This is a genomic window from Mycobacterium sp. MAA66 (genome assembly GCF_041261665.1).
GTDB lineage: Bacteria > Actinomycetota > Actinomycetes > Mycobacteriales > Mycobacteriaceae > Mycobacterium.
Genome location: NZ_JBGCCC010000009.1, coordinates 100,928 through 126,416, shown reverse-complemented (window position 1 = coordinate 126,416; position 25,489 = coordinate 100,928). Strand labels below are relative to the sequence as shown.

General features: G+C 66.3%; 22 protein-coding genes. 14 read left to right on the top strand and 8 right to left on the bottom strand.

Annotated features, from left to right (window positions below):
* Nucleotides 1-42 precede the first annotated feature (42 nt).
* A complete protein-coding gene (gene fadD4 / locus ABIA30_RS21890) occupies nt 43-1,563 on the top strand; it encodes a fatty-acid--CoA ligase FadD4 (RefSeq protein WP_370069268.1) in 1,521 nt (506 codons plus the stop codon).
* The gene (locus ABIA30_RS21885; protein WP_370069266.1) at nt 1,556-2,464 is read left to right on the top strand and encodes an enoyl-CoA hydratase/isomerase family protein; all 909 of its coding nucleotides are present in this window, start codon (nt 1,556-1,558) and stop codon (nt 2,462-2,464) included. Before fadD4 ends, ABIA30_RS21885 begins: the two co-directional genes overlap by 8 nt.
* Nucleotides 2,465-2,486: 22 nt before the next feature.
* On the opposite strand, the gene ABIA30_RS21880 is transcribed toward ABIA30_RS21885, so the two are convergent.
* Nucleotides 2,487-3,647: an acyl-CoA dehydrogenase family protein gene (locus ABIA30_RS21880; RefSeq protein WP_370069264.1), complete on the bottom strand. Its 1,161-nt coding sequence runs from the start codon at nt 3,645-3,647 to the stop codon at nt 2,487-2,489.
* A 17-nt stretch (nt 3,648-3,664) separates the two neighbouring features.
* Here ABIA30_RS21880 and ABIA30_RS21875 point away from each other — a divergent pair, with 17 nt between their 5' ends.
* The 9 genes from ABIA30_RS21875 to ABIA30_RS21835 all read left to right on the top strand — a co-directional run bounded on the left by ABIA30_RS21875 (nt 3,665) and on the right by ABIA30_RS21835 (nt 14,321).
* On the top strand, nt 3,665-4,663 hold the full coding sequence (locus ABIA30_RS21875; RefSeq protein WP_370069262.1) for a MaoC family dehydratase: 999 nt from the start codon (nt 3,665-3,667) through the stop codon (nt 4,661-4,663).
* 19 nt (nt 4,664-4,682) lie between these two features.
* Nucleotides 4,683-5,855: a CoA transferase gene (locus tag ABIA30_RS21870; protein WP_370069260.1), complete on the top strand. Its 1,173-nt coding sequence runs from the start codon at nt 4,683-4,685 to the stop codon at nt 5,853-5,855.
* On the top strand, nt 5,849-7,153 hold the full coding sequence (locus ABIA30_RS21865; RefSeq protein ID WP_370069258.1) for an amidohydrolase family protein: 1,305 nt from the start codon (nt 5,849-5,851) through the stop codon (nt 7,151-7,153). Before ABIA30_RS21870 ends, ABIA30_RS21865 begins: the two co-directional genes overlap by 7 nt.
* Entirely contained in the window at nt 7,150-8,181 is a 1,032-nt protein-coding gene (locus ABIA30_RS21860) for a PucR family transcriptional regulator (RefSeq protein WP_370069256.1), read from the top strand. The genes ABIA30_RS21865 and ABIA30_RS21860 overlap by 4 nt, the downstream gene beginning before the upstream one ends.
* 108 nt (nt 8,182-8,289) lie before the next feature.
* The gene (locus tag ABIA30_RS21855; RefSeq protein WP_370069254.1) at nt 8,290-8,844 is read left to right on the top strand and encodes a nuclear transport factor 2 family protein; all 555 of its coding nucleotides are present in this window, start codon (nt 8,290-8,292) and stop codon (nt 8,842-8,844) included.
* A complete protein-coding gene (locus ABIA30_RS21850) occupies nt 8,844-10,526 on the top strand; it encodes an AMP-binding protein (protein WP_370069252.1) in 1,683 nt (560 codons plus the stop codon). The genes ABIA30_RS21855 and ABIA30_RS21850 overlap by 1 nt, the downstream gene beginning before the upstream one ends.
* A gap of 20 nt (nt 10,527-10,546) precedes the next feature.
* Entirely contained in the window at nt 10,547-12,091 is a 1,545-nt protein-coding gene (locus ABIA30_RS21845) for an FAD-binding protein (protein WP_370069250.1), read from the top strand.
* Nucleotides 12,092-12,117: 26 nt separating this feature from the next.
* Complete coding sequence (locus tag ABIA30_RS21840) at nt 12,118-13,203, top strand: 2,3-butanediol dehydrogenase (protein WP_370069248.1); 1,086 nt, start codon at nt 12,118-12,120, stop codon at nt 13,201-13,203.
* Nucleotides 13,200-14,321: a Rieske 2Fe-2S domain-containing protein gene (locus tag ABIA30_RS21835; RefSeq protein ID WP_370069246.1), complete on the top strand. Its 1,122-nt coding sequence runs from the start codon at nt 13,200-13,202 to the stop codon at nt 14,319-14,321. The genes ABIA30_RS21840 and ABIA30_RS21835 overlap by 4 nt, the downstream gene beginning before the upstream one ends.
* A gap of 61 nt (nt 14,322-14,382) precedes the next feature.
* Here ABIA30_RS21835 and ABIA30_RS21830 read toward each other — a convergent pair whose 3' ends face one another.
* From ABIA30_RS21830 to ABIA30_RS21820, 3 genes are all read right to left on the bottom strand, one after another.
* Nucleotides 14,383-14,850, bottom strand: a complete 468-nt coding sequence (locus ABIA30_RS21830) for a YkgB family protein (protein WP_370069423.1) — start codon at nt 14,848-14,850, stop codon at nt 14,383-14,385.
* 132 nt (nt 14,851-14,982) lie between these two features.
* Nucleotides 14,983-15,873 (bottom strand): LysR substrate-binding domain-containing protein, encoded by an 891-nt coding sequence (locus tag ABIA30_RS21825; RefSeq protein ID WP_370069244.1) that lies wholly within the window; start codon nt 15,871-15,873, stop codon nt 14,983-14,985.
* 85 nt (nt 15,874-15,958) lie between these two features.
* Entirely contained in the window at nt 15,959-16,213 is a 255-nt protein-coding gene (locus ABIA30_RS21820; protein ID WP_370069242.1) for a hypothetical protein, read from the bottom strand.
* Between the two features lie 1,065 nt (nt 16,214-17,278).
* Between ABIA30_RS21820 and ABIA30_RS21815 the strand changes: the two genes are divergently transcribed.
* Nucleotides 17,279-18,142, top strand: coding sequence for a Stf0 family sulfotransferase (locus ABIA30_RS21815; RefSeq protein ID WP_370069240.1), 864 nt, complete (start codon nt 17,279-17,281; stop codon nt 18,140-18,142).
* Nucleotides 18,143-18,148: 6 nt separating this feature from the next.
* Here the strand turns inward: ABIA30_RS21815 and ABIA30_RS21810 are convergent, their stop codons facing one another.
* From ABIA30_RS21810 to ABIA30_RS21800, 3 genes are all read right to left on the bottom strand, one after another.
* Entirely contained in the window at nt 18,149-19,234 is a 1,086-nt protein-coding gene (locus ABIA30_RS21810) for an SDR family oxidoreductase (RefSeq protein WP_370069238.1), read from the bottom strand.
* Between the two features lie 39 nt (nt 19,235-19,273).
* Nucleotides 19,274-20,020: an SDR family NAD(P)-dependent oxidoreductase gene (locus ABIA30_RS21805; RefSeq protein WP_370069236.1), complete on the bottom strand. Its 747-nt coding sequence runs from the start codon at nt 20,018-20,020 to the stop codon at nt 19,274-19,276.
* A 119-nt stretch (nt 20,021-20,139) separates the two neighbouring features.
* On the bottom strand, nt 20,140-21,054 hold the full coding sequence (locus ABIA30_RS21800) for an alpha/beta hydrolase (protein WP_370069234.1): 915 nt from the start codon (nt 21,052-21,054) through the stop codon (nt 20,140-20,142).
* Nucleotides 21,055-21,178: 124 nt separating this feature from the next.
* On the opposite strand from ABIA30_RS21800, the gene ABIA30_RS21795 reads away from it, so the two are divergent.
* Together ABIA30_RS21795 and ABIA30_RS21790 are read left to right on the top strand one after the other, a co-directional pair.
* Complete coding sequence (locus ABIA30_RS21795) at nt 21,179-22,666, top strand: amino acid permease (RefSeq protein WP_370069232.1); 1,488 nt, start codon at nt 21,179-21,181, stop codon at nt 22,664-22,666.
* A gap of 69 nt (nt 22,667-22,735) precedes the next feature.
* Nucleotides 22,736-24,094: a wax ester/triacylglycerol synthase family O-acyltransferase gene (locus tag ABIA30_RS21790; RefSeq protein ID WP_370069230.1), complete on the top strand. Its 1,359-nt coding sequence runs from the start codon at nt 22,736-22,738 to the stop codon at nt 24,092-24,094.
* Here ABIA30_RS21790 and ABIA30_RS21785 read toward each other — a convergent pair.
* The gene (locus tag ABIA30_RS21785; protein WP_370069228.1) at nt 24,091-25,359 is read right to left on the bottom strand and encodes a septum formation family protein; all 1,269 of its coding nucleotides are present in this window, start codon (nt 25,357-25,359) and stop codon (nt 24,091-24,093) included. The genes ABIA30_RS21790 and ABIA30_RS21785 overlap by 4 nt on opposite strands.
* Nucleotides 25,360-25,489: the final 130 nt, after the last annotated feature.

Here is a 25,489-nt window from a genome sequence, read left to right as displayed (position 1 = left end):
CATACTTGACACGTGTCAAGTATGTCGTCGTAAAGTTCTCGCATGCAGATTCGCGAGCACGTCGGCACCGGTAAACCAGCTGTCATCTTGCATCCGTCCGGCAAGGTGATCACGTTCGACGAGTTGGAAGCCCGAGCGAATCGACTTGCGCACCACTTCCGGGCACACGGTTTGGTGGAGGGCGACGCCGTTGCCATCCTGATGGAGAACAACGAGCACATCCACGCGGTGATGTGGGCGGCCCGGCGCAGCGGCCTGTACTACGTGCCGATCAACATCCACCTGACCCCGTCCGAGGCCGCGTACATCATCGAGAACAGTGGCGCCAAAGCAGTGGTCGGCTCGGCGGCATTGCGGGGGACTTGTGTGGCCCTGGCTGACCACCTGAGCCTGCCCGATCTGCTGCTGATCGCCGACGACGACCTCGACGGCTGGGCACGGTATCCCGAATGTGTTGCGGGCCAGCCAGATACCCCGATCGCCGACGAGATCGAGGGCGACCTGCTGCAGTACTCCTCGGGCACCACCGGTCGGCCCAAGGGCATCAAGCGTGCCCTGACCCACCAGCCGCCGGCCGAAGTGCCGGGGCTGATGAAGATGCTGATGAGCTTCTGGCTGCCCAAGGACGCCGTATACCTAAGTCCCGCACCGCTTTATCACACCGCGCCGTCGGTCTGGTCGATGCAGATCCAGGCCGAGGGCGTCACCACCGTGGTGATGGAGAAGTTCGACGCCGAGGGTTGTCTGGACGCCATCGCCCGCCATGGCGTCACACACGGGCAGTTCGTCCCGGTGATGTTCACCCGCATGCTCAAACTGCCTCAGTCCGTGCGTGATTCGTACGACCTGTCGACCCTCACGCGGATCATGCACGCTGCCGCACCGTGTCCGGTGGAGATCAAGAAGCAGATGATCGACTGGTGGGGACCGATCGTCGACGAGTACTACGCCTCCTCGGAGGCCATCGGCTCGACGCTGATCACCGCCGACGACTGGCTGGCCCACCCCGGATCAGTGGGTAAACCGATGCTGGGCAATCTGCACATCCTCGATGAGGACGGCAACGAGCTGCCTGTAGGCCAGGCCGGTGAGATCTATTTCGAGGGCGGCAACACCTTCGAGTATCTCAACGACCCGGCCAAGACCGCGTCCTCACGTGACGGCAACGGCTGGATGACGGTGGGGGACATCGGATATCTGGACGACGAAGGCTACCTGTACCTGACCGACCGGCGGCATCACATGATCATCAGCGGTGGGGTGAACATCTACCCGCAGGAAGCGGAGAACATGCTCGTCACGCACCCCAAGGTGATGGACGCAGCGGTGTTCGGCATTCCCGACAGCGAGATGGGGCAGAGCGTCAAAGCGGTGGTGCAGACGGTCGACGCGAGCGATGCCACCGAGGAGTTCGGTGACGAGCTGCTGGCGTGGTTGCGGGAACGGTTGGCGCACTACAAATGCCCGCGGTCCATCGCGTTCGAAGCGCAACTGCCGCGCACCGACACCGGCAAGCTGTACAAGCAGTCGTTGATCGAGAAGTATTCGGTGGCCGTTGTCTGATACGCCGGAGGTCGTGGACATCGGTGGCATTGGCATCGGGGTCGGCCTCGACAGCGAATCCTGCTTGCAGCAGGCAACTTTCACCTTGGTGGACCAGCCGTGCGACGACCGGCGCACGGTGCAGGTGTCCGATGTGCCGGCCGTGCTGGAATCGTTGCGCGACAGGGTGGCGCGTTGGCCGCAGGCCGCCGCGGTGTGCGACGACGTGCTGCGGGCACTGGACCCCGGGGCGCCGGCGTTCGGCGGGGTGATCACCGAGTCGCTGGCCTATTCCACGTTGCAGTCCGGCGCCGAGTTCGGCGGGTGGTTGGCGCAGCGCGGAGTGGCGAGCCTGCCGGCGACTCCGGCTCCCGTCGTGGCGCACCGCGACGGCGACACCCTGCACGTGGCGTTCAATCGCCCCCAGCGGCACAACGCCTTCACCACCGAGGCTCGGGCCGCGCTGCTGGAAGCGCTCGAAGTGGCTCGAGTGGATCCGTCGGTGACCGCCGTGGTGCTCACCGGAAATGGCAAATCCTTTTGCAGCGGAGGCGATCTCGCGGAGTTCGGCACCTTCGACGATCCGGCGTCTGCACACTTGGCGCGTACCCGCCACAGCCCGGCCCTGGTACTCGACGAGATCACCGGCCGCCTGGGCGCGGCCTGCCGCGCCGTCGTGCACGGCCAGGTCCTGGGCAGTGGACTGGAGATGGCCGCGTTCTGCGGGCATGTCAGCGCTGACCCGGATGCGGTGCTGGGGCTACCGGAACTGGCGCTCGGACTGATCCCCGGCGCCGGCGGCACGGTCAGCGTCACCCGGCGGATCGGTCGTTGGCGCACGGCCTACCTGGTGCTCTCCGGTGCCACCTTGGACGCGGTGACCGCCCTGGACTGGGGTCTCGTCGACTCCATCGCAGTGTGATTTCGGCGCACACCGAAATCACTCAGAGGTGGCCGCGGGCCACCAACTGTGCGGCGATCACGTTGCGCTGGATCTCGTTGGTGCCCTCGCCGACGATCATCAGTGGGGCGTCGCGGAAGTAGCGTTCGACGTCGTACTCGGTGGAGTAGCCATAACCACCGTGGATCCGCACCGCGTTCAAGGCGATCTCCATTGCGGTCTCGGAGGCGAACAGCTTGGCCATGCCTGCCTCCATGTCGGCGCGTTCGCCGCTGTCGTAGCGGTCGGCCGCGTAGAACGTGAGTTGCCGTGCCGCAGTGAGTTTGGTGGCCATGTCGGCCAGGTAATTGCCCACCGATTGGTGCCGCCAGATGGGCTGGCCGAAGCTGTGCCGGTCCTGCGCGTAGGCCAGCGCGTCGTCGAGCGCGGCGGTGGCCACGCCGAGTGCCCGGCTGGCGACTTGGATACGGCCGGTCTCCAGTCCCTTCATCATCTGGGAGAACCCGCGGCCGGGCACCGCACCGAGGATCGCCGAGGCCGGGACCCGGCAGTCATCGAAGGACAGTTCGCAGGATTCGACGCCCTTGTAGCCCAGCTTGGGCAGGTCCCGTGAGATGGCCAGGCCCGCGCTCGGGTTTTCCACCAGCACCACGGAGATGCCGGTGTGTTTGGGTTGCGCGTCCGGATCGGTCTTGCACAGCAGTGCGATCAGCCCGGACCGGCGGGCGTTGGAGATCCAGGTCTTGGCACCGTTGATCACCAGATCGTCGTCGCCGTCGGCGCGGGCCACCGTGGTCATGTTCTGCAGGTCCGACCCGCCGCCGGGTTCGGTCAGCGCCATGGTGGCCCGCAATTCGCCGGTCGCCATGGCCGGCAGGTAGGCCTGCCGCTGTTCCTCGGTACCGAACAGGCCGATCAGTTTCGTCACCACGGTGTGTCCGCCCATGGCCCCGGCCAGGCTCATCCAGCCGCGAGCAAGTTCCTGGGTGACCTCGACGTAGCAGCGGGTCGAGACCGGGGTGCCGCCGTACTCCTCGGGTACCGCCAGGCCGAAGATGCCGATCTGCTTCATCTGGTTGATCCACGCCTCGGGATAGGTGTTGGCGTGTTCGACGTCGCGTACCTCGGGCCGCACTTCCCGGTCGATGAAGGTGCGCACGGTCTCGACCAGCATGGCCTCGTCATCGCTGAGCCGGAGGTTCATGGTTAGCATTCTGCGTTGTGGAGCTGCACGGCCAGAGCGCAGGACCGTTCTTCGACGACCTGACGGTGGGGCAGAGCTTCGACTGGGCCCCGGCGATGACGCTGAGCAGCGGCGCTGCCGCGACCCATCAGGCGATCCTCGGCGATCGGATGCGACTGCCGCTCGATGCCACGTTGTCCGCGGCCGTCACCGGGTCCGACCAGGCGCTGGCGCATCCGGCGCTGGTCTGCGACGTGGCCATCGGACAGTCGACGCTGGCCACGCAGCGGGTCAAGGCCAACCTGTTCTATCGCGGGCTGCGGTTCCATCGATTCCCGGTGCTCGGCGACACCATCAGCACCCGCACTGAAGTGGTTGGCCTGAAACAGAATTCGTCCAGACCCGGCAAATCTCGCACCGGTCTGGCGGCGCTGCGGATGACCACCGTCGACCAAGAGGGCCGCCGGGTATTGGACTTTCACCGGTGCGCCATGCTGCCGCTGAGTGCCGATGCTCCCGATACCGGTCACGCCGACGACCTGAGCACCGTCGGCGTTGATCAACCCAATCCAGCTGATCCGACCGTGAACTGGGATGCCGAAGCCTGGCGCGCCCGGGTACCCGGGCCGCACTTCGACCCCGCTCTGAGCGGCACGGTATTGCGCAGCACCGCCGACGTGGTCAGCAGCGCTCCGGAGCTCGCTCGGTTGACCCTCAACATCGCGGCGACCCACCATGATGCGCGGGTCGCCGGTAGCCGTCTGGTGTACGGCGGGCACACCATCGGGCTGGCGTTGGCGCAGGTCAGCCGGCTGTTGCCGAATATCGTCACGCTGTTGGGCTGGGAGTCCTGCGACCACACCGGACCGGTGCGCGAGGGCGACACGCTGTACAGCGAAGTCCACGTCGAGAGGGCCACGGCGCGGTCGGACGGCCGGGGCGGCACCCTGCAGCTGCGGTCGCTGGTCTACGCCGCGGCGACCGGCGGCGAGGATCGTCAGGTGCTGGACTGGAGATTCAGCGCCCTGCACTTCTGAGCATTGCCACAATGAAGCCATGGACAAGGCGGATTGGGCGGTCAGCGGCCTGGCCGCCCTGACCGGCCGGCCGGACGGACCGCCCGACGGTAGCCGTGCCGCTGTCCTGGCCGGGGCGCGCGCGGCAGCCGAACAGCTCCGGGTCAGCTCCGGGGTGGCCGTCGACGCGGCCGAACTACTGACCGGTCGGGCGGCGATGCTGGGCTTGGCCCGCCGCGGTCGGATCAGTGCGGGTGGGGCCACCCGGCTGTTTGCCGCCCGGGATGGCTGGTGTGCGCTCACCCTGTCCAGGCCCGACGATGTCGCTGCGGTTCCGGCGCTGCTAGAGGCCGACGAGGTCGATTCCTGGCCGGCGATCGAGGCCTGGGCGGCCCGCCGGGACGCCGCGGAGGTGGCCGAGAGGGCTCGGTTGCTCGGTCTACCGGCCGGGGTGCTCGGCGAAACAGTGCCGGCGCCAAAGGTTTTTCGGCAGATCGGTCGACGTGCCGAAGATCGCGGATACGCCGGGTTGCTGGTGGTCGACCTCTCGTCGATGTGGGCGGGCCCGCTGTGCGGGCAATTGCTGGCCCGGGCCGGCGCCACCGTTGTCAAGGTGGAGAGTCGGGCCAGGCCGGACGGCACCCGCTGCGGTGATCATCGGTTCTTTGACTGGATGAACTCCGGAAAGCTTTGTTACGCGGCTGATTTCAACTACCCCACGGAATTGCGTGAGTTGCTCGCGGGTGCCGATGTGGTGATCGAATCCTCGCGGCCCGCGGCCTTGGCGCAGCGGGGTCTGGGGCCCGACGATGTTCCGGCCAGGGACGGGCGGGTGTGGCTGCGCGTCACCGGCCACGGCAGCGACGCTGTGCGTGCCAACTGGGTCGGGTTCGGTGACGATGCCGCGGTGTCGGGCGGTTTGGTCGGCGCCGGGCCGGTGTTCTGTGGCGATGCGATTGCCGATCCGTTGACCGGCCTGCACGCAGCGCTGGAAGTGGCGCAGTCGCGGCAACGCGGCGGTGGTGAGCTGGTGGAGATCGCGTTGGCCGGCGTAGCCGCGAACTACGCCGCACTGCCCACCACGGATGACGAATTGCCTTGTCCCGCAGGCTCACCGGTCATTCCACCGACCGTACCGAGGGCCGGCGAACTGGGGTCCGACAACCACCGCGTCGCAGAGGTGATCCGGGAAAGGAGTGCTGCTGCATGCTGATTCGCCAGGCTCATCTGTTGGACGGTCGGCTGGTCGACATTCGGCTGGGCCGCCGCATCGAGGAGATATCGCAGCGGCTGGACCCGCTGCCCGGGGAGGCGGTCCTGGAGGCCGGCCACGGCACCGTCATTCCCGGTCTGCATGACCACCACGTCCATCTGCGGTCGGCGGCTGCGGCTTTGACGTCGGTCAAGGTCGGGCCCGGGGAGGTCCGGAGTCGCGATGGCCTGCGGCGGGTGTTGGCGGGCGCTGCGGTAGGGGAGGACGGCTGGATCCGCGCCGTCGGCTATCACGAGACGGTCGCCGGGCCATTGGATCGAGCTGTGCTGGACGAGGTTTCACCACCTGTGCCGGTCCGGGTGCAGCACCGCAGTGGTGTGCTGTGGACCCTCAACTCGGCAGGGTTGGCGGCCGTCGGCCTGCCGGACCATCGCGACGGCCGGCTGCGCAGTGCGGACCCCAGCTGGTCGCACGCGCTGCGGCGGCGGGAAACCGGACTGGCCAAGGTGAGCAGGAAGCTGGCGGCCTTCGGTGTCACCGGCGTCACCGACGCCACCCCCGACATCGGGGCGGATGACGTGGTGGACTTCGCCGAGGCCCGCCGCCACGGCGAGTTGCTGCAACGAGTTCGGATCCTGGCGCCGGCCAAACGGATTCTGCACGATGACGACCTGGACCTTGATGCCCTCACCGCATGGATCGCGGGCCGGCATGCCCAGGGCGGAATCGTTGCGCTGCACTGTGTCACCGCGATGCAGTTGATCGTGTCCATCGGCGCGTTGCGGGCGGCCGGAGCACTGCCCGGCGATCGGATCGAACATGCTGCGGTGGTCCCGGAGGATTGCCTGGCCGATCTGGCCGAACTGGGCGTCACCGTGGTGACGCAGCCTAACTTCGTGGCCGAGCGCGGCGACCAGTACCTGATCGACGTGCCCGCGAGCCGGCACCATGAACTGTGGCGCGTCGCCTCGTTGTGCGGCGGACGGATTCCGGTCGCGTTGTCCACCGACCTGCCGTTCGGCGATGCCGATCCGTGGGCGGTGATGCGCGCTGCGGTGCATCGGACCACGGCGACCGCACGGGTCTTGGGTCCCGGCGAATGCATCACTGCAGCAACAGCATTGGGAATGTTCTTGGGGTCGCCGGAGATCCCGGCCCAGCCGCGCGAGGTGGTTTCCGGTGCCCGCGCCGATCTGTGTGTGTTGGGGGCGGCGCCATCGGAGGTGTTGGCTGCGCTCGACGGGGACCTGGTGGCGGCGACCGTCATCGACGGCGCGGTGGTGTACGAAAAGCCATGACCTCGGTGCGATTGGCAGATCTGGGGACTGACCCCGAATCGGTGTTGGCCCTGGTCCGCTTTTTCGATGAGCTCACGCCCCAGGCCGACGTCGTGTTGCGGGCCGCCGAGGAGGTGGCCGGCTGCGCGATCCGGGTCGATGGTCTTGAGGTTGAGCTGCAGCGGGACGGTGCGCCGCACCCACTGGATGCAGTGCTGTTGGATCGGTTGCGGCACAAGCTCGCCGCGCTTCCGGTCAGCGCCCGGCCGCGACTCGGCGATCCGGCGTTGGTGGAGGTGGTGCTGTCCGGCAAGGAACGTCCGGCGGATCGGGCCCGCGCGATCCGGCTCCTGGGACTGGACGAGACCCGACCGGTACGGGTGCTGGCCGTGTCGGCGCAGTCGACCCCGAAAGCGTTGCGGGTCATCACCTCTGCGCTACCCGAGGTATCGGTGCGGTCGGCGGATCTGGGCACCGCGATCGCGGTCTTGTGTCAGGGTCATACCGAAATTCGGGCGTTGTCCGACGGCCTGGACCAGGCGATCGTCAGCGCGTACCCGGCGCCGCTGCCGGTCGGCGCCGACCGCGGACCCTGGGTCGGCATCGGCGCCGGCGGCGGTGTGTTCGCGGCACCGGTCTCGTGGGATCAAGCGTTGCGGGCATTGGGATTTGCCTCTTCGACCGGCTTCGGCCGGCGTGCCGTGGCCTATGAGCGGCTCAGTGCGCTGGAGCTGCTGGCCGAGTTGCCACCCGATGCCGCGCGCCGAAATCTTTTGCTGCAGAGGATTAATGCCATCGCCGATACGGATGCCGGTCGGCTTCAGGTGGACACCGTCGAGGCCTTCTGCGTGTTCGGTTCGCTTCGGCGCACGGCCGAGGAGTTGCATGTGCACCACAGCACCGTGGCGGCGCGGCTCGCGCGCATCGAAGCCGAACTCGGCTGGGATCTGGACGACCCGTTGGACAGGTTCTCCGCGACGCTGGTGCTGATGCTGAGAAGGATCGGCCTGTCCTCTGCCGAGCTATCCGACGAACGTCGGGTGGATTGACCGAATCGCCCGACGTACGTCGGATGACCCGGACCGCTCAAGTTGGTGATGATGGCCACAGGAGCCTGAACAGCCCCAGGCCGAGAACAGAACTCAAGGAGTCCCCACATGGCCATCATCGACCCCACCAAGACCTGGGTCCCCGTGGAAGAGCGCCTCGCAGTCACCACCAACGAGCGCCACCGTCAGGTGCTCAGCGTCGTCCTGGAGCACATGAAGGCCGAGGCCGAGCCCGACATGGAACGCCTGATGGCCACCTTGGCCCCGAACCCGGATTACCACTTCTGGTACGCCAACGCGGACATGGGCCCCAAGACCACCGAGGGGGTACGTGCCTACTACGAGGCCTTCGTCGAAAGCGGCGCCAACACACTCGTTTTCGAGATCGATCGGCTTGCGGTAGACGACAATCTGGTGATGACCGAAGGCTGGATGAAGATGATCTACCCGGGCGCCGCCGCCCAGGCGATCGGCGTCGAGGTCGACGACCCGAACGGCGACTACCTGCTGCTGTTCCGCCAGCTCATCAATTGGCCGATCGACACCGACGGACTGATCCTGGGCGAGGACGCCTACCAGACCGGCCCGGTCAGTGTGACCAAGCTGAGCCCTGAAGAGCTGCCGCAGAAGTACATCGACCAGAAGAACAACGCGACCGTCTGATGGCTCACCTCTCCCGATCAGAAGACCGGCCCGACCGCGAAGACATCGCGTCGCTGCTGCTGGACCGGCTCGGCGATGAGCGGCTGGGGTTGCGCACCCGCGAGCGGGACTGGACCTGGGACGACGTGGTCCGCGAGTCCGCCGCCCGCGGTGCGCTGGCCATAGAAATGTGCCCGTCGGGTCCTTTTCACATCGGCGTGCTGCTGGAGAACCTGCCCGACTTCGTCTTCTGGTTGGGCGGTGCCGCGCTGGCCGGGGCGACGATCGTCGGCATCAATCCGACCCGTGGCCCCGAAGAGCTCGCCGCCGAGATCCGGCACGCGGACTGCCAGTTGATCGTCACCGATTCGGCTGGGCGGCAACGCCTTCAAGGCCTGGACCTGGGATTGGCTGCGGACCGTTTCCTGGTCGTCGACGACCCGGCGTACTCGGATGCGCTCGCGCGGCATCAGGTCGAACCGGCGGTCGCGCCCGGTGTCGGCGAGCAGACGCTGCTGCTGCTGTTGTTCACCTCCGGTACCACCGGCGCGTCGAAGGCGGTCAAGTGCAGCCAGGGCCGGCTGGCCTGGGTGGCCTACGCGGCAGTGGAGAAGTTCGGCCATGTGCGCGACGACGTCGACTACTGCTGTATGCCGCTGTTCCACGGCAACGCCATCATGGCCCTGTGGGCCCCGGCGCTGGCCGTCGGCGCGACGGTGTGCCTGACCCCGAGCTTCTCGGCGTCCCGCTTCCTGCCCGATGTTCGATTCTTCGGCGCCACGTTCTTCACCTATGTCGGCAAGGCGCTGGGTTACCTGATGGCGACCCCGGAGCGGCCCGACGACGCCGACAACCAACTGGTCCGCGGTTTCGGCACCGAGGCGTCGCCGGACGATCAGGTGCAGTTCCGTCGCCGGTTCGGTGCCGAACTGTACGAGGGCTACGGCTCCAGCGAGGGGGGCGGCGCCGTGGTGCTCGACCCGGACCAGCCCCCGGGCTCGCTGGGCCGCCCCGCCCATCCTGGAGTGGCGATCGTCAACCCGGAGACGTTGCAGGACTGTGCCACAGCGGTTCTCGACGATCACGGCGGTTTGCTCAACCCCGACGACGCGGTCGGTGAGATCGTGGACCGGCTCGGCACGAAGAAGTTCGAGGGCTACTACAAGAACGAGGCTGCGGATGCCGACCGGATCCGCAACGGCTGGTACTGGACCGGTGACCTGGGCTACCTCGACGAGAAAGGTTTCATCTATTTCGCCGGCCGCCGCGGTGACTGGATTCGCGTCGACGGTGAGAACACCTCGGCGCTGGCCATCGAGCGGGTGTTGCGTCGCCATCCCGACGTGATCGCGGCCGGCGCTTATGCGGTTCCGGACCCGCGTTCGGGCGACCAGGTGATGGCGGCCATCGAGGTCGTCGACCCGGCCACGTTCAACGCGGAGCAGTTCGCCAAGTACCTGCGCGAGCAGGACGATCTGGGCAGCAAGGGCGCCCCGCGCTTCCTGCGGGTATCGGGCGGCCTTCCGGTGACCGGATCCAACAAGGTGCTCAAACGTGAGCTGCAGGCCCAGAACTGGCACACCGACGAATCGGTGTACCGCTGGGTGGGCCGGGGCGTGCCGGAATACGCGGCGATGACCGACGATGCCAAGCGCGCGCTGGACGATGAGTTCGCGCAGTACGGACGGCAGCGGTATCTCTAGTACCAAGTAGGAGTTCAGACATGGAGTGGGACGCACAGTACGACGTGCTGGTGGCGGGATCCGGTGGTGGCGGCGTCACCGGTGCGTACACCGCGGCGCGTGAAGGACTCGATGTCCTGCTGGTCGAGGCGACCGACAAGTTCGGTGGCACGACCGCGTATTCCGGCGGCGGCGGGGTGTGGTTCCCGTGCAACCCGGTGCTGCAGCGGGCCGGCACCGACGACACCATCGAGGATGCGCTGGAGTACTACCACGCGGTGGTCGGGGACCGCACGCCCCGTGAGCTGCAGGACACCTACGTCCGTGCGGGTGCCCCGCTGATCGAATACCTGGAAGCCGACCCGAACATCAAGTTCGACATGCTGCCCTGGCCGGACTATTTCGGTAAGTTGCCCAAGGCGCGGCAGGACGGTCAGCGGCACGTCGCGGCTCGGCCGCTGAAGGTGGCGAAGGCGCCCGAGTTCCGTGAATTGGTCCGCGGTCCATTGGATTCCGACCGGCTCGGCGCCGAGCAGCCGGATGACTACTACATCGGCGGGCGGGCGCTGATCGCCCGGTTCCTGGTGGCACTGCAGCAATACCCCTCGGCCACAACCGAACTCAATACCGCGCTGGTCGAGTTGGTCACCGAGGGCGGTCGGGTGGTCGGTGCGATCGTCGAGACCGACGGTCAGCGCCGGGCCATCAAGGCGAACAAGGGCGTACTGCTGGCAGCCGGTGGCTTCGAGGGCAACGACGAGCTGCGCCGTAAGTACGGGGTGCCCGGTGAGGCGCGAGACACCATGGGGCCGTGGGGAAACCTGGGTCAGGCCCATGAGGCCGGCATCGCCGTCGGCGCCGACACCGACCTGATGGAGCAGGCCTGGTGGTCGCCCGGCATGACCCATCCGGACGGCCGGAGCGCGTTCGCACTGTGGTTCACCGGCGGCATCTTCGTCGATCAGGACGGCAAGCGGTTCGTCAACGAGTCCGCCGCCTATGACCGGATCGGCCGGATCATCGTCGACCGAATGGCCACGGGCGAAATGACGTTGCCGTTCTGGATGATCTACGACAACACCGACGACGGTGTGCCCCCGGTCAAGGCCACCAACGTTTCGATGGTGGAAACCCAGAAGTACCTGGACGCCGGCTTGTGGCACAGCGCCGACACTCTGGAGGAGTTGGCCGCCGAGATCGGGGTGCCCGCCGATCAACTCGTCGCTACCGTCAAGCAGTTCAACGAGTACGCCGACGCTGGATCCGACCCGGATTTCGGTCGCGGCGACGAGGCCTACGACCGCGCCTTCTCCGGTGGCGCCTGCCCGATGGTCCCGATCGACAAAGCCCCGTTCCACGCCGCCAAGTTCGGCATCTCCGACCTGGGCACCAAGGGTGGTCTGCGCACCGATGTCACCGGCCAGGTGCTGGATACCGCCGGCAACCCGATCCCCGGGCTGTACGCGGCGGGCAACACCATGGCCGCTCCGAGCGGATACGCCTATCCGGGCGGCGGCAATCCGATCGGCACCAGCATGGTGTTCTCCCATTTGGCCGTGCTCGACATGGTCGGCCGGCCCACGTGACCGTGAAGAGCGTGAAGAGGTAGACGATGCGAGCGTGGCGCTTACACGGTGCGGCCGATGCGCGACTGGACGAGGTCCCCGAGCCCGAGGTCGCCGCGGGCACGGTCAAGATCCGTGTCGCGTGCAGTGGCATCTGCGGATCGGACCTGTCCCTGTACGAAACCGCGCCGGTGCTGGTGGACTGGCCGCATCCGCTGGTCGGGCAGCCCGGCCCGCACATCCTCGGTCACGAGTTCGCCGGCTATGTCACCGAGGTCGGTGACGGGGTCGACGGCGTGCCCGTGGGCGCGCTGGTCGCGGTGCAGCCGAGCTTCGAGGACGGCAGCTGCGCCGCGTGCCGGCGTGGGGAACCGAACCTCTGCGAGCAGTTCGGGTTCCTCGGGGTCAACGGCGGCGGCGGGGGCTTCGCCGAGTACGTGGTCGCCGCGGCCGACAAGGTGTTCGTGCTGCCCGACGGATTCACCCCGGAGACCGGTGCGCTGGTCGAGCCGCTGAGTGTCGCGCTGCACGCCGTACGGCTCAGCGGTGTCGCCACGGGCTGCAGCGCGCTGATCGTGGGCGCCGGACCCATCGGGCTCGGTCTGCTGCTGTGTCTGAAAGCGCAAGGAGCGCAACGCGTCATCGTCAGCGAAACCAGCCTGGTCCGGCGTGAGCTGGCGGCTGCGCTCGGCGCCGACGTCGTCGACCCGCGCGATGTCGATCCCGTCGGGTATGCGCGTGAACTGACCGGCGGCAATGGCGTGGACGCGTCCTTCGATGCGGCGGGAGCGGGCCAGGCGACATTCGACACCGCCCTCGATGCCCTGCGCAAGGGTGGCACCAGCATCGTGGTCGCGATGTACCACTGCGGCGTGGACGTCAACCCCGGGGTGTTCATGCTCACCGAGAAACGTGTCACCGGAAGTTTCGCGTATACCCGCGACGACTTCCGTACCGTAATCGACATGATCGCCGATGGTCGGCTGGATCCTGCGCCGCTGATCACCAGTCGAATCGAACTGGCCGACGCGCTCGAAAAAGGAATTCACGCCCTGCAGTCGACGGGCCGAGATACCGAGGTAAAGATCCTGATCAACCAGGGTTGGACGAATTCGGAAGGGACACAACGATGAATGAGGCAGAGGTCCGGCACATCGACGCCGGTGAGGCAATGACGCGGTTCGCCCGCGGTTGGCACTGCATCGGACTGGCCGAGTCGTTCCGCGACGGCGAGCCGCATTCGATCCAGGCCTTCGGCTCCAAGCTTGTGGTGTTCGCCGATTCGCAGGGTGAACTCAAGGTGTTGGACGGCTACTGCCGGCACATGGGTGGCGACCTGTCCCAGGGCACCGTCAAGGGCGACACCGTGGCCTGCCCGTTCCACGATTGGCGCTGGGGCGGCGACGGCAAGTGCAAGTTGGTGCCATACGCCAAGCGAACCCCGCGGTTGGCCCGCACCCGGGCCTGGCAGACCACCGAGGTCAACGGTCAGCTGCTGGTCTGGCATGATCCGGAAGGCTCGACCCCGGGTCCGGAGCTCACCCCGCCCACGATCGAGGGGTATGACGAGGGGAAATGGTCGCCGTGGCAATGGAATTCGCTCCACATCGAGGGGTCGCACTGCCGGGAGATCGTCGACAACAACGTCGACATGGCGCACTTCTTCTACATCCACCACGCCTACCCGACGTACTTCAAGAACGTGATCGAGGGCCATACCGCCAGCCAGTTCATGGAGTCCAAGCCGCGGCCCGACTATGCCACCCGCGAACTCTGGGACGGGACCTACTTACGTTCGGAGGCAACGTATTTCGGCCCGGCGTACATGATCAACTGGCTGCACAACGATCTCGCACCGGATTTCACCGTGGAGATCGCGTTGATCAACTGCCATTACCCGGTGACGCACGATTCGTTCGTGCTGCAGTGGGGCGTGGCGGTACAGAACAATCCGGCGCTGCCCGCGGAAAAGACCGAGAAGCTCGCCGCGGCATTGAGCCGCAGTTTCGGCGACGGCTTCATGGAGGACGTCGAGATCTGGAAAAACAAGACCCGTATCGAGAATCCGCTGCTGACGGAGGAGGACGGCCCGGTCTACCAGCACCGTCGCTGGTACCACCAGTTCTACGTCGACGTCGCCGACGTCCTGCCGGACATGACAGCGCGGTTCGAGCAAGAGGTCGACACCACGCACGCGTTCGGTCTGTGGAAGGAAGAGGTAGAGCGCAACCTCGCCGAGCGCACGCACTGATCGACACGCAGAAATGAGGGCCGGGTACGCGCGTACCCGGCCCTCAATTTCTGTCGGGCGGTCAGTCTCGCCGGTAGGCCGAGCGGATGGCGTCCGATAACGTCCAGAACGAGAGTCCCAGGAGCGGAACATCTTTCAGTAGAAACTCGCCCAGCAGCGAGATGGCTGGGAAGCCGCCGCCGGCGGGTTCACCGATGCCGGGCGTGCTGAACAAGAAGCTGATGGTGTTGACGAACAGCAGGATCGACAGCACGCTGCCCAGGATCGAGATCTTCGGGGCGAACGGTTTGACGGCCAGCAAGATGGCCGCGCTGACCTCGAAGAAGCCGAGCAACGTCGAGAACGTGCGCACCGGGAAGATGTCGTAGAGCCAGCCCATCAACGGTGCGTGCGCGACCAGTGGCTGGATCTGGTGTGCTTCGAAGTTCATGAATTTCAGGGCGCCGATCCAGCCGATGACAGTTACCAGGCCGTAGCGGCCCAACACGCTCGCGATGGTGTCGACGACGGGAAGCTTGGCGATCAACAGTTCCTTCTGAGTTGTCACGGTGCGGTCCTTCCGGTTCGGTGAATGTCCTGCACCGCAGAACGCCACCGTAACGACCGGAAATCCGGTGTGCCATCGGGTTTTCCGATGGACCCCATGCTCCGTGCCGATGGGTCAGAGTTCGCCGAATGCCGCGATGAAGGTGCCGATGTCGCGGCGGTGCGAGTTCGCAGGCCAGACCGCCCAGGTCCGCCGGATCAGCGGATGCCCGACGAGCGGTTGCCACACGACGGCATCGGGAATCGGATGCGACCAGTCGGGTGGGGCCAGCGAGAATGCCCCGCCGGCAGCAACGGCCGCGATCTTCACGTCGGCGATGGCCGCCGCGGCACCCGTCGTGCCGGCCTCGGGTTGCAGTCCGTGACTGCGGAAGATGGCGATGATCTCGTCGTACCAAGCTGGGCTGCCCGAGCGCGGGAAGCCGGTCCAGTCGAGTCCGGTCAATGCGTCGAGTCGTATCCCGGCCGACTCACCGTTGTGGGCGGCGAACTCGGCGGATACCAGCACGCCGAGCTGTTCGCGCGCCACCAGGAACGCGTCCAGCTCGCGATTGGTCGGGTGCTCACGCACCAGACCGACGTCGAGTTCCCCACGGCTGAGCGCGGTGAACTGATCGACGGTGGACAGGTGTTGCGGAAGAATGCGGGTTTCGGGATGCTCGGCGGTCAATGCCGCCAGTGGCGCGACCAGTAGATCAGTCGGTAGTTCCAGTGGAACACCAAGGCGCAGAGTGCAATCCGCTGATCCGGCGTGTCGGGCCAACGCGGCGATCGCCTGGTCGTGCCGTGCCAGTACAGCTCGGGCTTCGGTCATGAGAATGAGCCCGACTTCGGTGGGCGAGACTCCCGAGCTGCGCCGGGTGAGTAGCTGCACGCCGAGTTGGCGTTCCAGGCCGGCGATGGTCTGTGACAGCGCGGGCTGGCTGAGATGTAACCGCCGTGCGGCAGCGGAGAAGCCGCCTTCTTCGGCGACGGCCAAGAATGCGCGTAACTCCCGGATCTCCACGAGAGGATTATCGCGCTTGGTGGGCCGGTGACGGGGCCTACTGCGACCTCGTCACCGGTCGGCCCACCTCATTGTGGACGTGTGATCAGCGACCGGTGGGCGAGAGTTGCGGCACCGTCAGGTTCGAGGTGATGCGCCCCAGCTGGTCCAGGTTGGGGTAATTCACCGTCGTATCGCTGGAGAACGAGGGAATCACCGGGTTGGGCGGGTTGTCTTTGACAACGCCGAGCGTCAGGAACGCGGCTACGCCGAGGCCGGCGGCGGTCATGATCAGTGCCGCGGTCGAGCGACGGGCCATCTCTCGGGCGGGCCCCACGTGAGTGGTCGTGTTGGTCGTCACTGCGCTGCCCCTTTCTTCCGATATTTGCGACCGTCCGGCCGCCTGGCATGTTCAACAGCTTGCCCCTGCGGTTCCATCCCGCGCAAGTATTTAAATAAGCTATCAAAACTTCAAAAATAGTATCCCACCTGCGGAAACTTTGATTAGATTATATGCACTAAGTAACGAAGGTCACTGCCCGTTGGGGTCAGCGGCGGGATGGTCCGGCCCGGCGATGAATCTGCACGGTCGGCTGGGCGCGTCGGTCGGCCGTGGGTGGCGTCGGCGGCGCCGGTAGCGGGCGTCGGCGGGGAGGGGGGTCCGGCCGGCCGGTGCGAAGCTCCGAATCGATACACAGCGAATCCATATAAATTCCATATCGAAAAACAAGATACGGAATGTAAAAGTATTGAGGATAACTGTCGGATTCATCTCGTATTGAACGCAGGAATTGGTCGCCCGAATTAGGTCGAACCCGGTCTGGTAAAAGACTCCCCCGGTGCCGATAAGCGCCGAGATGGAATGGCGCTTGCGCCGCCGTTTCGTGCTGAATGTAAACCACGCATGCCGTCGTCGGTGTGGGCGATGATTCGGCTTCGGCGGCCGCGCGTCATTGCTAAAACCCTAGCCTAGCTGTGAAAACGCTATGGCAGTTCTCGGTCGACCGTGGGGTTTTCCCTAGCGAAGCGGGCCTGCTAGAGAGGCTGTTGGGTTGCTGAGGTGATCTGTGGTTCGTCGATGGCGATGGGCCATTGCTGAAGACTGCCTATGAATTGATAATTCAGCGAGGAACGCGATAGGCAATGTCCCGCATGGGTCGGTGCGGTACCGTCGACTTGCCGTCGTGACCGTGCGACTTTGCTGTCACAGCAATTTATATGGCCTGAACTGTGCGTAACACAGTAACCTCCGTTTTCCCGGCCAGGAGCCTGTGAGAATTGTCGGAGCGTGATACCATTGACAGCGAATTCGAATTATCGTAGACGCCGATATTGATTGCGCTACGGCCGATGTTCGCCAATGCACAGGTTGGCGCCGGACGTGCGCGCGCATGCGGAGTCGCGAGGCAAGGGATGAGATCGGATCGTGGTGACCGTAGCGCCGCTCATGTTCAGCCCGTGGAAGATGACCGCGGCCAAGCGACTGATCCCTGCTGCCGATCTCATTGATGCGCAATACGACACGGTCGGCGACGTTCCCACGACTGATGTGCTGGTCCTGCTGAGTACGCCGCGCAGCGGCAGCACCCTGCTCTGTGAACTGCTACGCCTCAACGACGGTTGTCTGGCGCACGAATATTTCCAGCCGTTCCAGTACATGCAGATCCTGGCCCAGCGGTGGGGGTGTGTCACGGGCGGAATCTTCAACGACGCGGCCTATGTTCGGGCGCTGCGCAAGCATCGGACGTCGCCGAACGGATGGCTGGGGATCAACGTGCACGGCAGCCACCTGAAGCATTTCGCCCGGATCTCGAAGCACTTCTCCGACGTGCGGTTCCACTACGTTCACCTGGTGCGTGAGGATCAGGTCGCCCAAGCGGTCTCGTATGAGATGGCCACGCAGAGCAAGCAGTGGAGCAGTCAGTTCGAGAAGCGGTCGCATGCCCAGTACTCGTTCCGCCGGATCCTCTCCAAGCTGCGGGTGATCCAGAACCAGAACGCCCTGATAAAGAGCTACCTGATCGCCTGCGGCGCATCGTCCCGGACCATCTCCTACGAGGACCTGGTCGGTGACACCGAGGGCACACTGCGGAGTTTCTCGTGTATCGCCCCCGACCGGGAACTCATCCTCACCCCGCCGCTGCAACGCCAGGCCAGCGACCGTTCCACCCGCTGGAAGGAACGGTTCGCCGCGGACGTCCTGGCCGACCAATCCGTGCCCGGGCTGGGCTGGCGTCCCACGGACCGACTCCGCAACGTAATGAATCTCCCACGGCTGCGGATCCGGTAACAGGCTTTAATTCGGCGTGGGTAAAAGGCCCTGAGCCATCATCGTCTGCAGAGCCCGCTGGAACGACCGCGCGGTGTCGACCGCGCCGGTGAATCCCGCCTGGCGCAGCTTCACCGTGCTCACGAAGGCGCGCGGGCCCTCGGGTGCGCCGTACGCGAAGGCGAAATCGGCATGCTGGTCGCCGGCTCCGACCAATTCGTCCAAGGTTCGCATGCGCAATCCGTGCTCGGCGGCGATCTTCTCCCACACCTCAGAGTTGGCGGCCAGATACTCGGCCACGCTCGTCGGTGCGTCGGATCCAATTGCGGCACCGAGGGTTTCGGCCAGGGCCGGCCACAGGTTGCGCCACTCGAAGACGTCACCGTTCGTCACGTTGAACGCCTGGTTGGCGGCCTGTGGTGACTGGGCGGCCCACACCAGTACGTCGGCGACCAGATCGGCGTCGGCGGCCTCCCAGACGAATGACGGGCCGCCGGGAAAGCTGAACGGCTCCCCCTTGGCACGTCGAACCGCGGCATAGGCGCCGATCGCGGCCAAGACGTTGAGGGCGCCGGGCGTCGGTCCGGTGACCAGTTGTGGTCGCAGCGCGGTGAAGCTGAACCCGTGCAGCGCGGCCATCTCGGTCAGGTAGTCCTGCTGGTCGTGGAAGAAGTTCGGGTGGTCGTCCCGGGGATCGTCCTCCCTGGCCGGAATCGCAATCGGATGCAGGTGCACGCCGTAGTACTTGGTGCCCTGCAGGATGCTGACGTGCCGGAGGCCCGGCGCGCTGGCCACCACCGGTTCGACGGTGTTGCGCAGCATGGCGTTGTTGATCGCGATCTGTTCAGGGTCTGACCAGCCGGCGACCAGATCGGCCTTCTCGTACAACGCCGTGTACACGATGTGCGTGACGTCGGTCAGCGTGCCCAGCGCCACGTGGGCCAGCCCGCGGTCGCGCAGATCCACCGGGACGAAGTCGAAATCGCGTCCGCTGGGCAACTCCGGCTTGCGCCGGGAGATGCCCACCACGTCCCAGCCGGCGTCGAGGAACTTCTCGATCGCTGCGATGCCGATCAGCCCGCTGGCGCCGGCGATCAGGACCCTTTGACTCATGTCGTCAATCCTTCGTATGAATATGGTTGTGGGACAGGGCTATACAGCGGTGCGGCCGCCGTCGACCGCCAGCACCACACCGTGGATGTAGCTCGCGGCATCGCTGGCCAGGAATGCGATGGCATTGGCGATCTCGTCGGCCTGGGCGGGCCGCCCGGCCGGGGCCGGGCCCACCAGCTGATCGAGGCCCTCGCCGAATGCGGCGGTGCCCTCGGTGTAGGTCGGGCCGGGGCTGACCGCGTTGACCCGGACGCCGCTGGGGCCGTATTCGGCGGCCCAGGTCTTGGTCAGAGATTCGACGGCCGCCTTGCTGGCGGCATACAAGCTGGTGCCGACGTTGCCGTAGGCGGCGACCATGGTGCTGAGGTTCACGATCGCGCCCTTTCCGGCGGCCGCCATCTTCGGTGCCAGCTCGGCGACCAGGAAGAAGCTGGCCCGGACGTTGACGTCGAAGACGGAGTCGAAATCGTTCTCGGTCATGTCTTCGGTGCGCCCGAACGGATAGACGCCGGCATTGTTGACCAGCACGTCGACATGGCCCAGCCGGCTGACGGCGGTGTCGGCCAGGGTCCGCGCCGAAGCCGCGTCGTGCAGATCGGCGGCGATGAATTCGCCTTTGACCCCAAGCGCTTCGATCTCCTCGACGACCTGGCGTCCGCGCTCGGCGTTGCGGCCCGAGACTGCGACGTCGGCGCCCAGGCGGGCCAGGGTGATCGCGGTGGCGCGGCCGATGCCGCTGGTGCCTCCGGTGACCAGTGCGGTGACTCCGGACAGTTCGTGTGTCATGGTGCTCGTTCCTTCCGATCGACGATGTTGCCGGGGTCAACGCCGTCGTCGTGGTGAGCACTTCCACCGGAACAGAGCAGGTACTTCTGGCCGCTATAAGCGTGGCTTAACGGCCGAGGTCACGCCCCAGCCGGCACCAGGACAGATCGCAGGAATGCCGCCTGGCTGTTGAAAAATGACTGGGCCACTGGGGTTTTCGGGGCGATCGCGTCGAATCCGTGGAACGCGCCGGGTACCACTTCCAGCTCGCACCGGACCCCGGCATCGCGTAGTCGTTCGCTGTAGGCGACATCCTCGTCGTGGAACAGGTCCAGCGTGCCAACCCCGACCCAGGCCGGTGACAGGCCGGACAGGTCTGTGCTCCGTCCGGGCGCTGCAATCTCGGGATTGGCGCCGCCGAGGTAGGACGACCAGCCGTATCGGTTCGACTTCTTGTCCCACAGCCGTTGGCCCGGTTGGTCGGGAGCGGCGCGGGTGGCCGACCGGTCGTCGAGCATCGGGTACACCAAAAGTTGTGCCTGCAGGGCGATCTCACCGCGGTCGCGGGTCAGCTGGGCCAGTGCGGCCGCCAGGCCGCCGCCGGCACTGGCACCTCCGATGGTGATCAGCGCCGGATCCACCGTCGGCAGCGTGGTCAACCACTTCAGCGCGGTGTAGCAGTCCTCCAACCCGGCCGGGTAAGGATTCTCCGGTGCCAGCCGGTACTTCACCGCAGCGACGGTGATCCCGAGATTCTCGGCGAAGCGTCTGCACTGCGCGTCGTCCTGGGCGGGGCTGCCGATCACATACCCACCGCCGTGAATCCACAACAGCGCGCCGCCGCGAGCGATGCCGGCCGGCGGACGGTGCAGCCGGATGCCAACACCGGAAGAGAGCGTCAGCGCCTCCGCGTCGCCCGGACCGCGCAGGCTCTGCAGCGCCTCGACCCGGCGAATCCACTTCAGTGACCGCGGGCCGACGACGGTGCGTGGGATGAAACGGGCCGCTTTGACCAGATCGGGGTGAATCGCGGAACTGTGAGCTTGGGTGGACACCTGTCCGACAATAAATCGTGATCCGGTGTCCCGTGAGGGTTTCGCTGGCCGGCACCGGCGGCCGTTGCTGTCTAACGTCGCGTTCCGATGCGCGAGTCGGCAGTGAGGTGTTCACTGAATCGCGATGACGAACACTTCGGGACCACCAACGAGTACGGCGGCACTCGCCGTAGAGGACCAGGGTTACCACAAGGGCCTCAAACCGAGGCAACTGCAGATGATTGCCATCGGCGGTGCCATCGGCACCGGCCTGTTCCTCGGCGCCGGCGGGCGGTTGCACAACGCCGGGCCCGGGTTGTTCCTGGTGTACGCGATTTGCGGGGTCTTCGTCTTCTTCATCCTGCGGGCGCTGGGCGAACTGGTGCTGCATCGGCCCTCGTCGGGCTCGTTCGTGTCGTATGCGCGCGAATTCCTCGGCGAGAAGGCGGCATTCGTCGCGGGGTGGATGTACTTCCTGAACTGGGCGATGACCTCGATCGTCGACTCGACCGCGATCGCGACGTATTTTCATTTCTGGTCGGCGTTCAAATCGATTCCGCAGTGGCTGATCGCGCTGCTGGCGCTGGCGCTCGTGCTGTGCGTCAACCTCATCTCGGTGAGCGTCTTCGGTGAGCTGGAATTCTGGGCGGCCCTGATCAAAGTTGTTGCGCTGGTGACGTTTCTGGTCGTCGGCACGGTGTTCTTGATCGGCCGGTTCAAGATCGAAGGCCAGACGACAGGGCTGCCCGTGATCGCGAACCACGGCGGGCTGTTCCCCACCGGACTGCTGCCGCTGGTGGTCGTCACCTCGGGTGTGGTATTCGCCTATGCCGCAGTCGAATTGGTGGGTACCGCGGCCGGGGAGACAGCTGAGCCGGAGCGCATCATGCCGCGCGCCATCAACTCGGTGATCTTCCGGATCGCACTGTTCTACGTCGGTTCGCTGGTCTTGCTCGGACTGCTGCTGCCGTACTCGATGTACCAGGCCGGCGAGAGCCCGTTCGTCACCTTCTTCTCCAAGGTTGGTGTGCACGGAGCCGGCACCATCATGAACGTCGTGGTGCTGACCGCCGCGTTCTCCAGCTTGAACGCCGGGCTGTATTCGACCGGCCGCATCCTACGGTCGATGGCCATGAACGGCAGTGCGCCGCGGTTCACCGGCGTGATGTCCAGACGCGGCGTGCCCTATGGCGGCATCTTCTTGACCGCGAGCATCGGCCTGTTGGGCGTGGTGCTCAACGGTGTAGTGCCCGCCCGGGCGTTCGAGATCGTGTTGAACGTGGCGGCGCTCGGCATCATCGCCTCCTGGGCGACCATCGTGATCTGTCAGATCCAGCTCTATCGCTGGTCCCAGCGTGGCTTGATGGAGCGCCCGGCGTTCCGGATGTGGGGAGCGCCGTACACCGGCTACCTGACGCTGGCCTTCTTGGCCGGGGTCCTTGTCCTGATGGCCTTCGACCCGCCGGTCGGCAGTTGGACGGTGGCCTCGCTGGTGCTGATCGTCCCGGCGTTGATCGCCGGCTGGCATGCGGTGCGGGGCCGCGTCTTGGCGATAGCCAACGAGCGGATGGGCTTCACCGGGGAGTTCCCGCTCATCGCGAACCCGCCCCCACCGGGCGAGCGGCAGCCCTGAGAGGTGACCCGAACCGCCCGGCGCGGCAAATGGCTGTGCGTGGCCGTCCGGTCGCGTATTACTTAGCCAGTGGAGATCATCTCGCCCACCGATGCGATGTTCCTGCTCGGCGAGTCCCGTGAACATCCGATGCATGTCGGCGGCCTGCAGTTGTTCACGCCGCCGGAGGGCGCCGGACCGGAATTCGTCCAAGAGATCTATCGGGACATGTTGTCCCACACGCACTTCAATCCGACCTTCCGCAAACGCCCGGCGCGCCTGCTGGGTGGAATCGCCACCTTCGGCTGGTCCTATGACGACGAGGTCGACGTCGACTACCACTTGCGACGCTCGGCGTTGCCCACCCCGGGGCGGGTGCGTGAGCTGCTGGAGCTGACCTCGCGCCTGCACACCAGCCTGTTGGATAGGCACCGTCCACTGTGGGAGACCTACCTGGTGGAGGGACTCGAGGACGGCCGTTTCGCGGTGTACTCGAAGTTCCACCATGCCCTGATCGACGGGGTGTCGGCGCTGCGTATGACCATGCGCACGCTGTCCGAGGATCCGACCGAGGTGGACATGCGCGTGCCGTGGGATCTGCCGTCCCGCAAGCGCGATGCGGCATCCTCCTCATTGATCGGTTCGGCGCTCGGTGCCGCCGGAGCGGCATTGGGGCTGGCTCCGTCGACCTTCAAAGTTGCCCGGGCCGCTTTGCTGGAACAGGAGCTGACCAGGACCTTCAGTGCTCCGAAGACCATGTTCAACGTCAAGATCGGCGGCGCCCGACGGGTGGCGGCGCAGTCGTGGCCGCTGACCCGGATCAAGGCGATCAAGCAGGCGGCCGACGGCGCCACCGTCAACGACGTCGTGCTGGCCATGTGCGCGGGGGCATTACGGGCCTATCTGTTGGAGCAGAACGCGCTGCCCGACGCGCCGCTGATCGCGATGGTCCCGGTCAGCCTGCGCGCGGAGTCCGAGGCGGACGCGGGCGGCAACCAGGTCGGGGCGATCCTGTGCAGCCTGGCTACCGACGTCGAAGACCCGGCGGATCGGCTCCGCGGCATCGCCGCGTCGATGCGTGGCAACAAGCAGGTGTTCGCCGGGCTGTCGAAGGTCGAGTCGATGGCGTTGTCGGCGCTGCTGCTGTCGCCGATCGCGCTGGCCACGGTGCCGGGGTTTATCGCCGCTACGCCGCCGCCGTTCAACATCGTCATCTCCAATGTGCCGGGGCCGCGCGTACCGATGTACTGGAAGGGTGCGCAGCTCGACGGCAACTACCCGCTGTCGATCGCGCTGGACGGGCAGGCGCTCAACATCACGCTGGTCAACAACGCCGGCAATTTGGACTTCGGGCTGGTCGGCTGTCGGCACAGCGTGCCGCATCTGCAGCGACTGCTCGGCCATCTGGAGGACTCGCTGGCCGCGCTGGAGCTGGCGGTCATCGGCTAGGGGGCTAGCGGGACCGGGCCGTTGTCGGGTGCTTCGGGCATGACCGGAACCGTGACCGGGGCCAGCCCGGGAATCTGGATCACCTCGTGCGCGGGGGCCTGGGGACCGGCGGGGATTTGGCTGACCACGGCCGGACCGCCCGGCGCCGACTGGCCCTCCGGCCCACCTGCCGTCGTGGCGGTACCGGAAGTCGTTGCCGTGCCTGATGTTTCCGACGGCTGCGAGGCATGGGTGATCGCGGGCTCCGGCTCGGGCTCGGCGGAATGCCCGTGGGAGGCTTCGATCCTCGGCGTGGATTCGCTTGGTGCCGAGTCGCTTTCATCGACGGCCGGGTGGTAGGACTTGGCCGGCCCGGAGATCGGTCCCGGCGTCTTCGCGCCCAGGGAACACACGGCCTGCCTGCTGCCTGCGCCCCAGCTGGTCGGGTTGATGGCGTGGTACTCCACCGCCAAGCCGGTCGACATCACGGTCTTGGGCGCGAGGTAGGCGGCGGCCAGGTGGTCGCACTCGCCGCGTAGTTCGGTGGTCTGGTCGGCATCGTCCGGTAGGGCCCCGTGGAACCGGGCACCGAGATCGACCGCGCCGATGACTTCGACGGCGTGCGGTGCAGCGCAGTCGATCACCGTATCGGTGGCGACCGAGGTCTTCGGATCGATGCCCAGACAGGTGCCGGGCGGCCACACCTTGGACTGGTCGGTCTCGGCCACCGACCCGCGGAAGGGGATGAGATGACCGTCGGGTCCGGACAATTGCAGGCCGCACAACGCTTTTCGACTGCCGCCGGCGGATTGGTCGGAGAGGGACAACTCACCGGGGCGAAACTTGCTGTTCGGATCGAAGTGGTCGCCCAGATAGTGGCGTACCGCAAGATCGCACGGCTCGTTGGCAGCGGAATCGATGGCCTGGGCCACCTCGAACATGTGCGGCGTGGTGCATTGCACGAATGCCGGACGGTCTGGTGTTTCGGGTTGCCACACCAGGCAGCTACCCGGATGGGCGCTGAGGTAGACGTTGTCGGACGGGTTGTCCCCTGCAGCCTGCGGTCGTGACTCGGGATTGGCGGTGGCGACGGCGAGCGCGCCGCCGAACAGCAGTGCGCACAGTGTTACGCCGAGCAGGGTGCGGTGGGACGATCGCGGATGTCGCGCGCTGGTGGCCTGCCGGGGACCCCTGCCACGCAGGGCGGCCACCGCGGTGTCCAGATCCGCCGAATCACCATCGATGGGCGCGGCGGATGACGTCACAGAATCCGGGGTCGAGCTCACCGGTCTCGCCCCGGCAGCTTTGCCGGTGGGGCCGGACACGGCATGACCAGCCGTGAGCTGAGTTTGCTGGTCATGCCATCCAGCCTGACACAGCCGCCCCGGGGCGTGCCACGCCGCATGCCGATCGCTA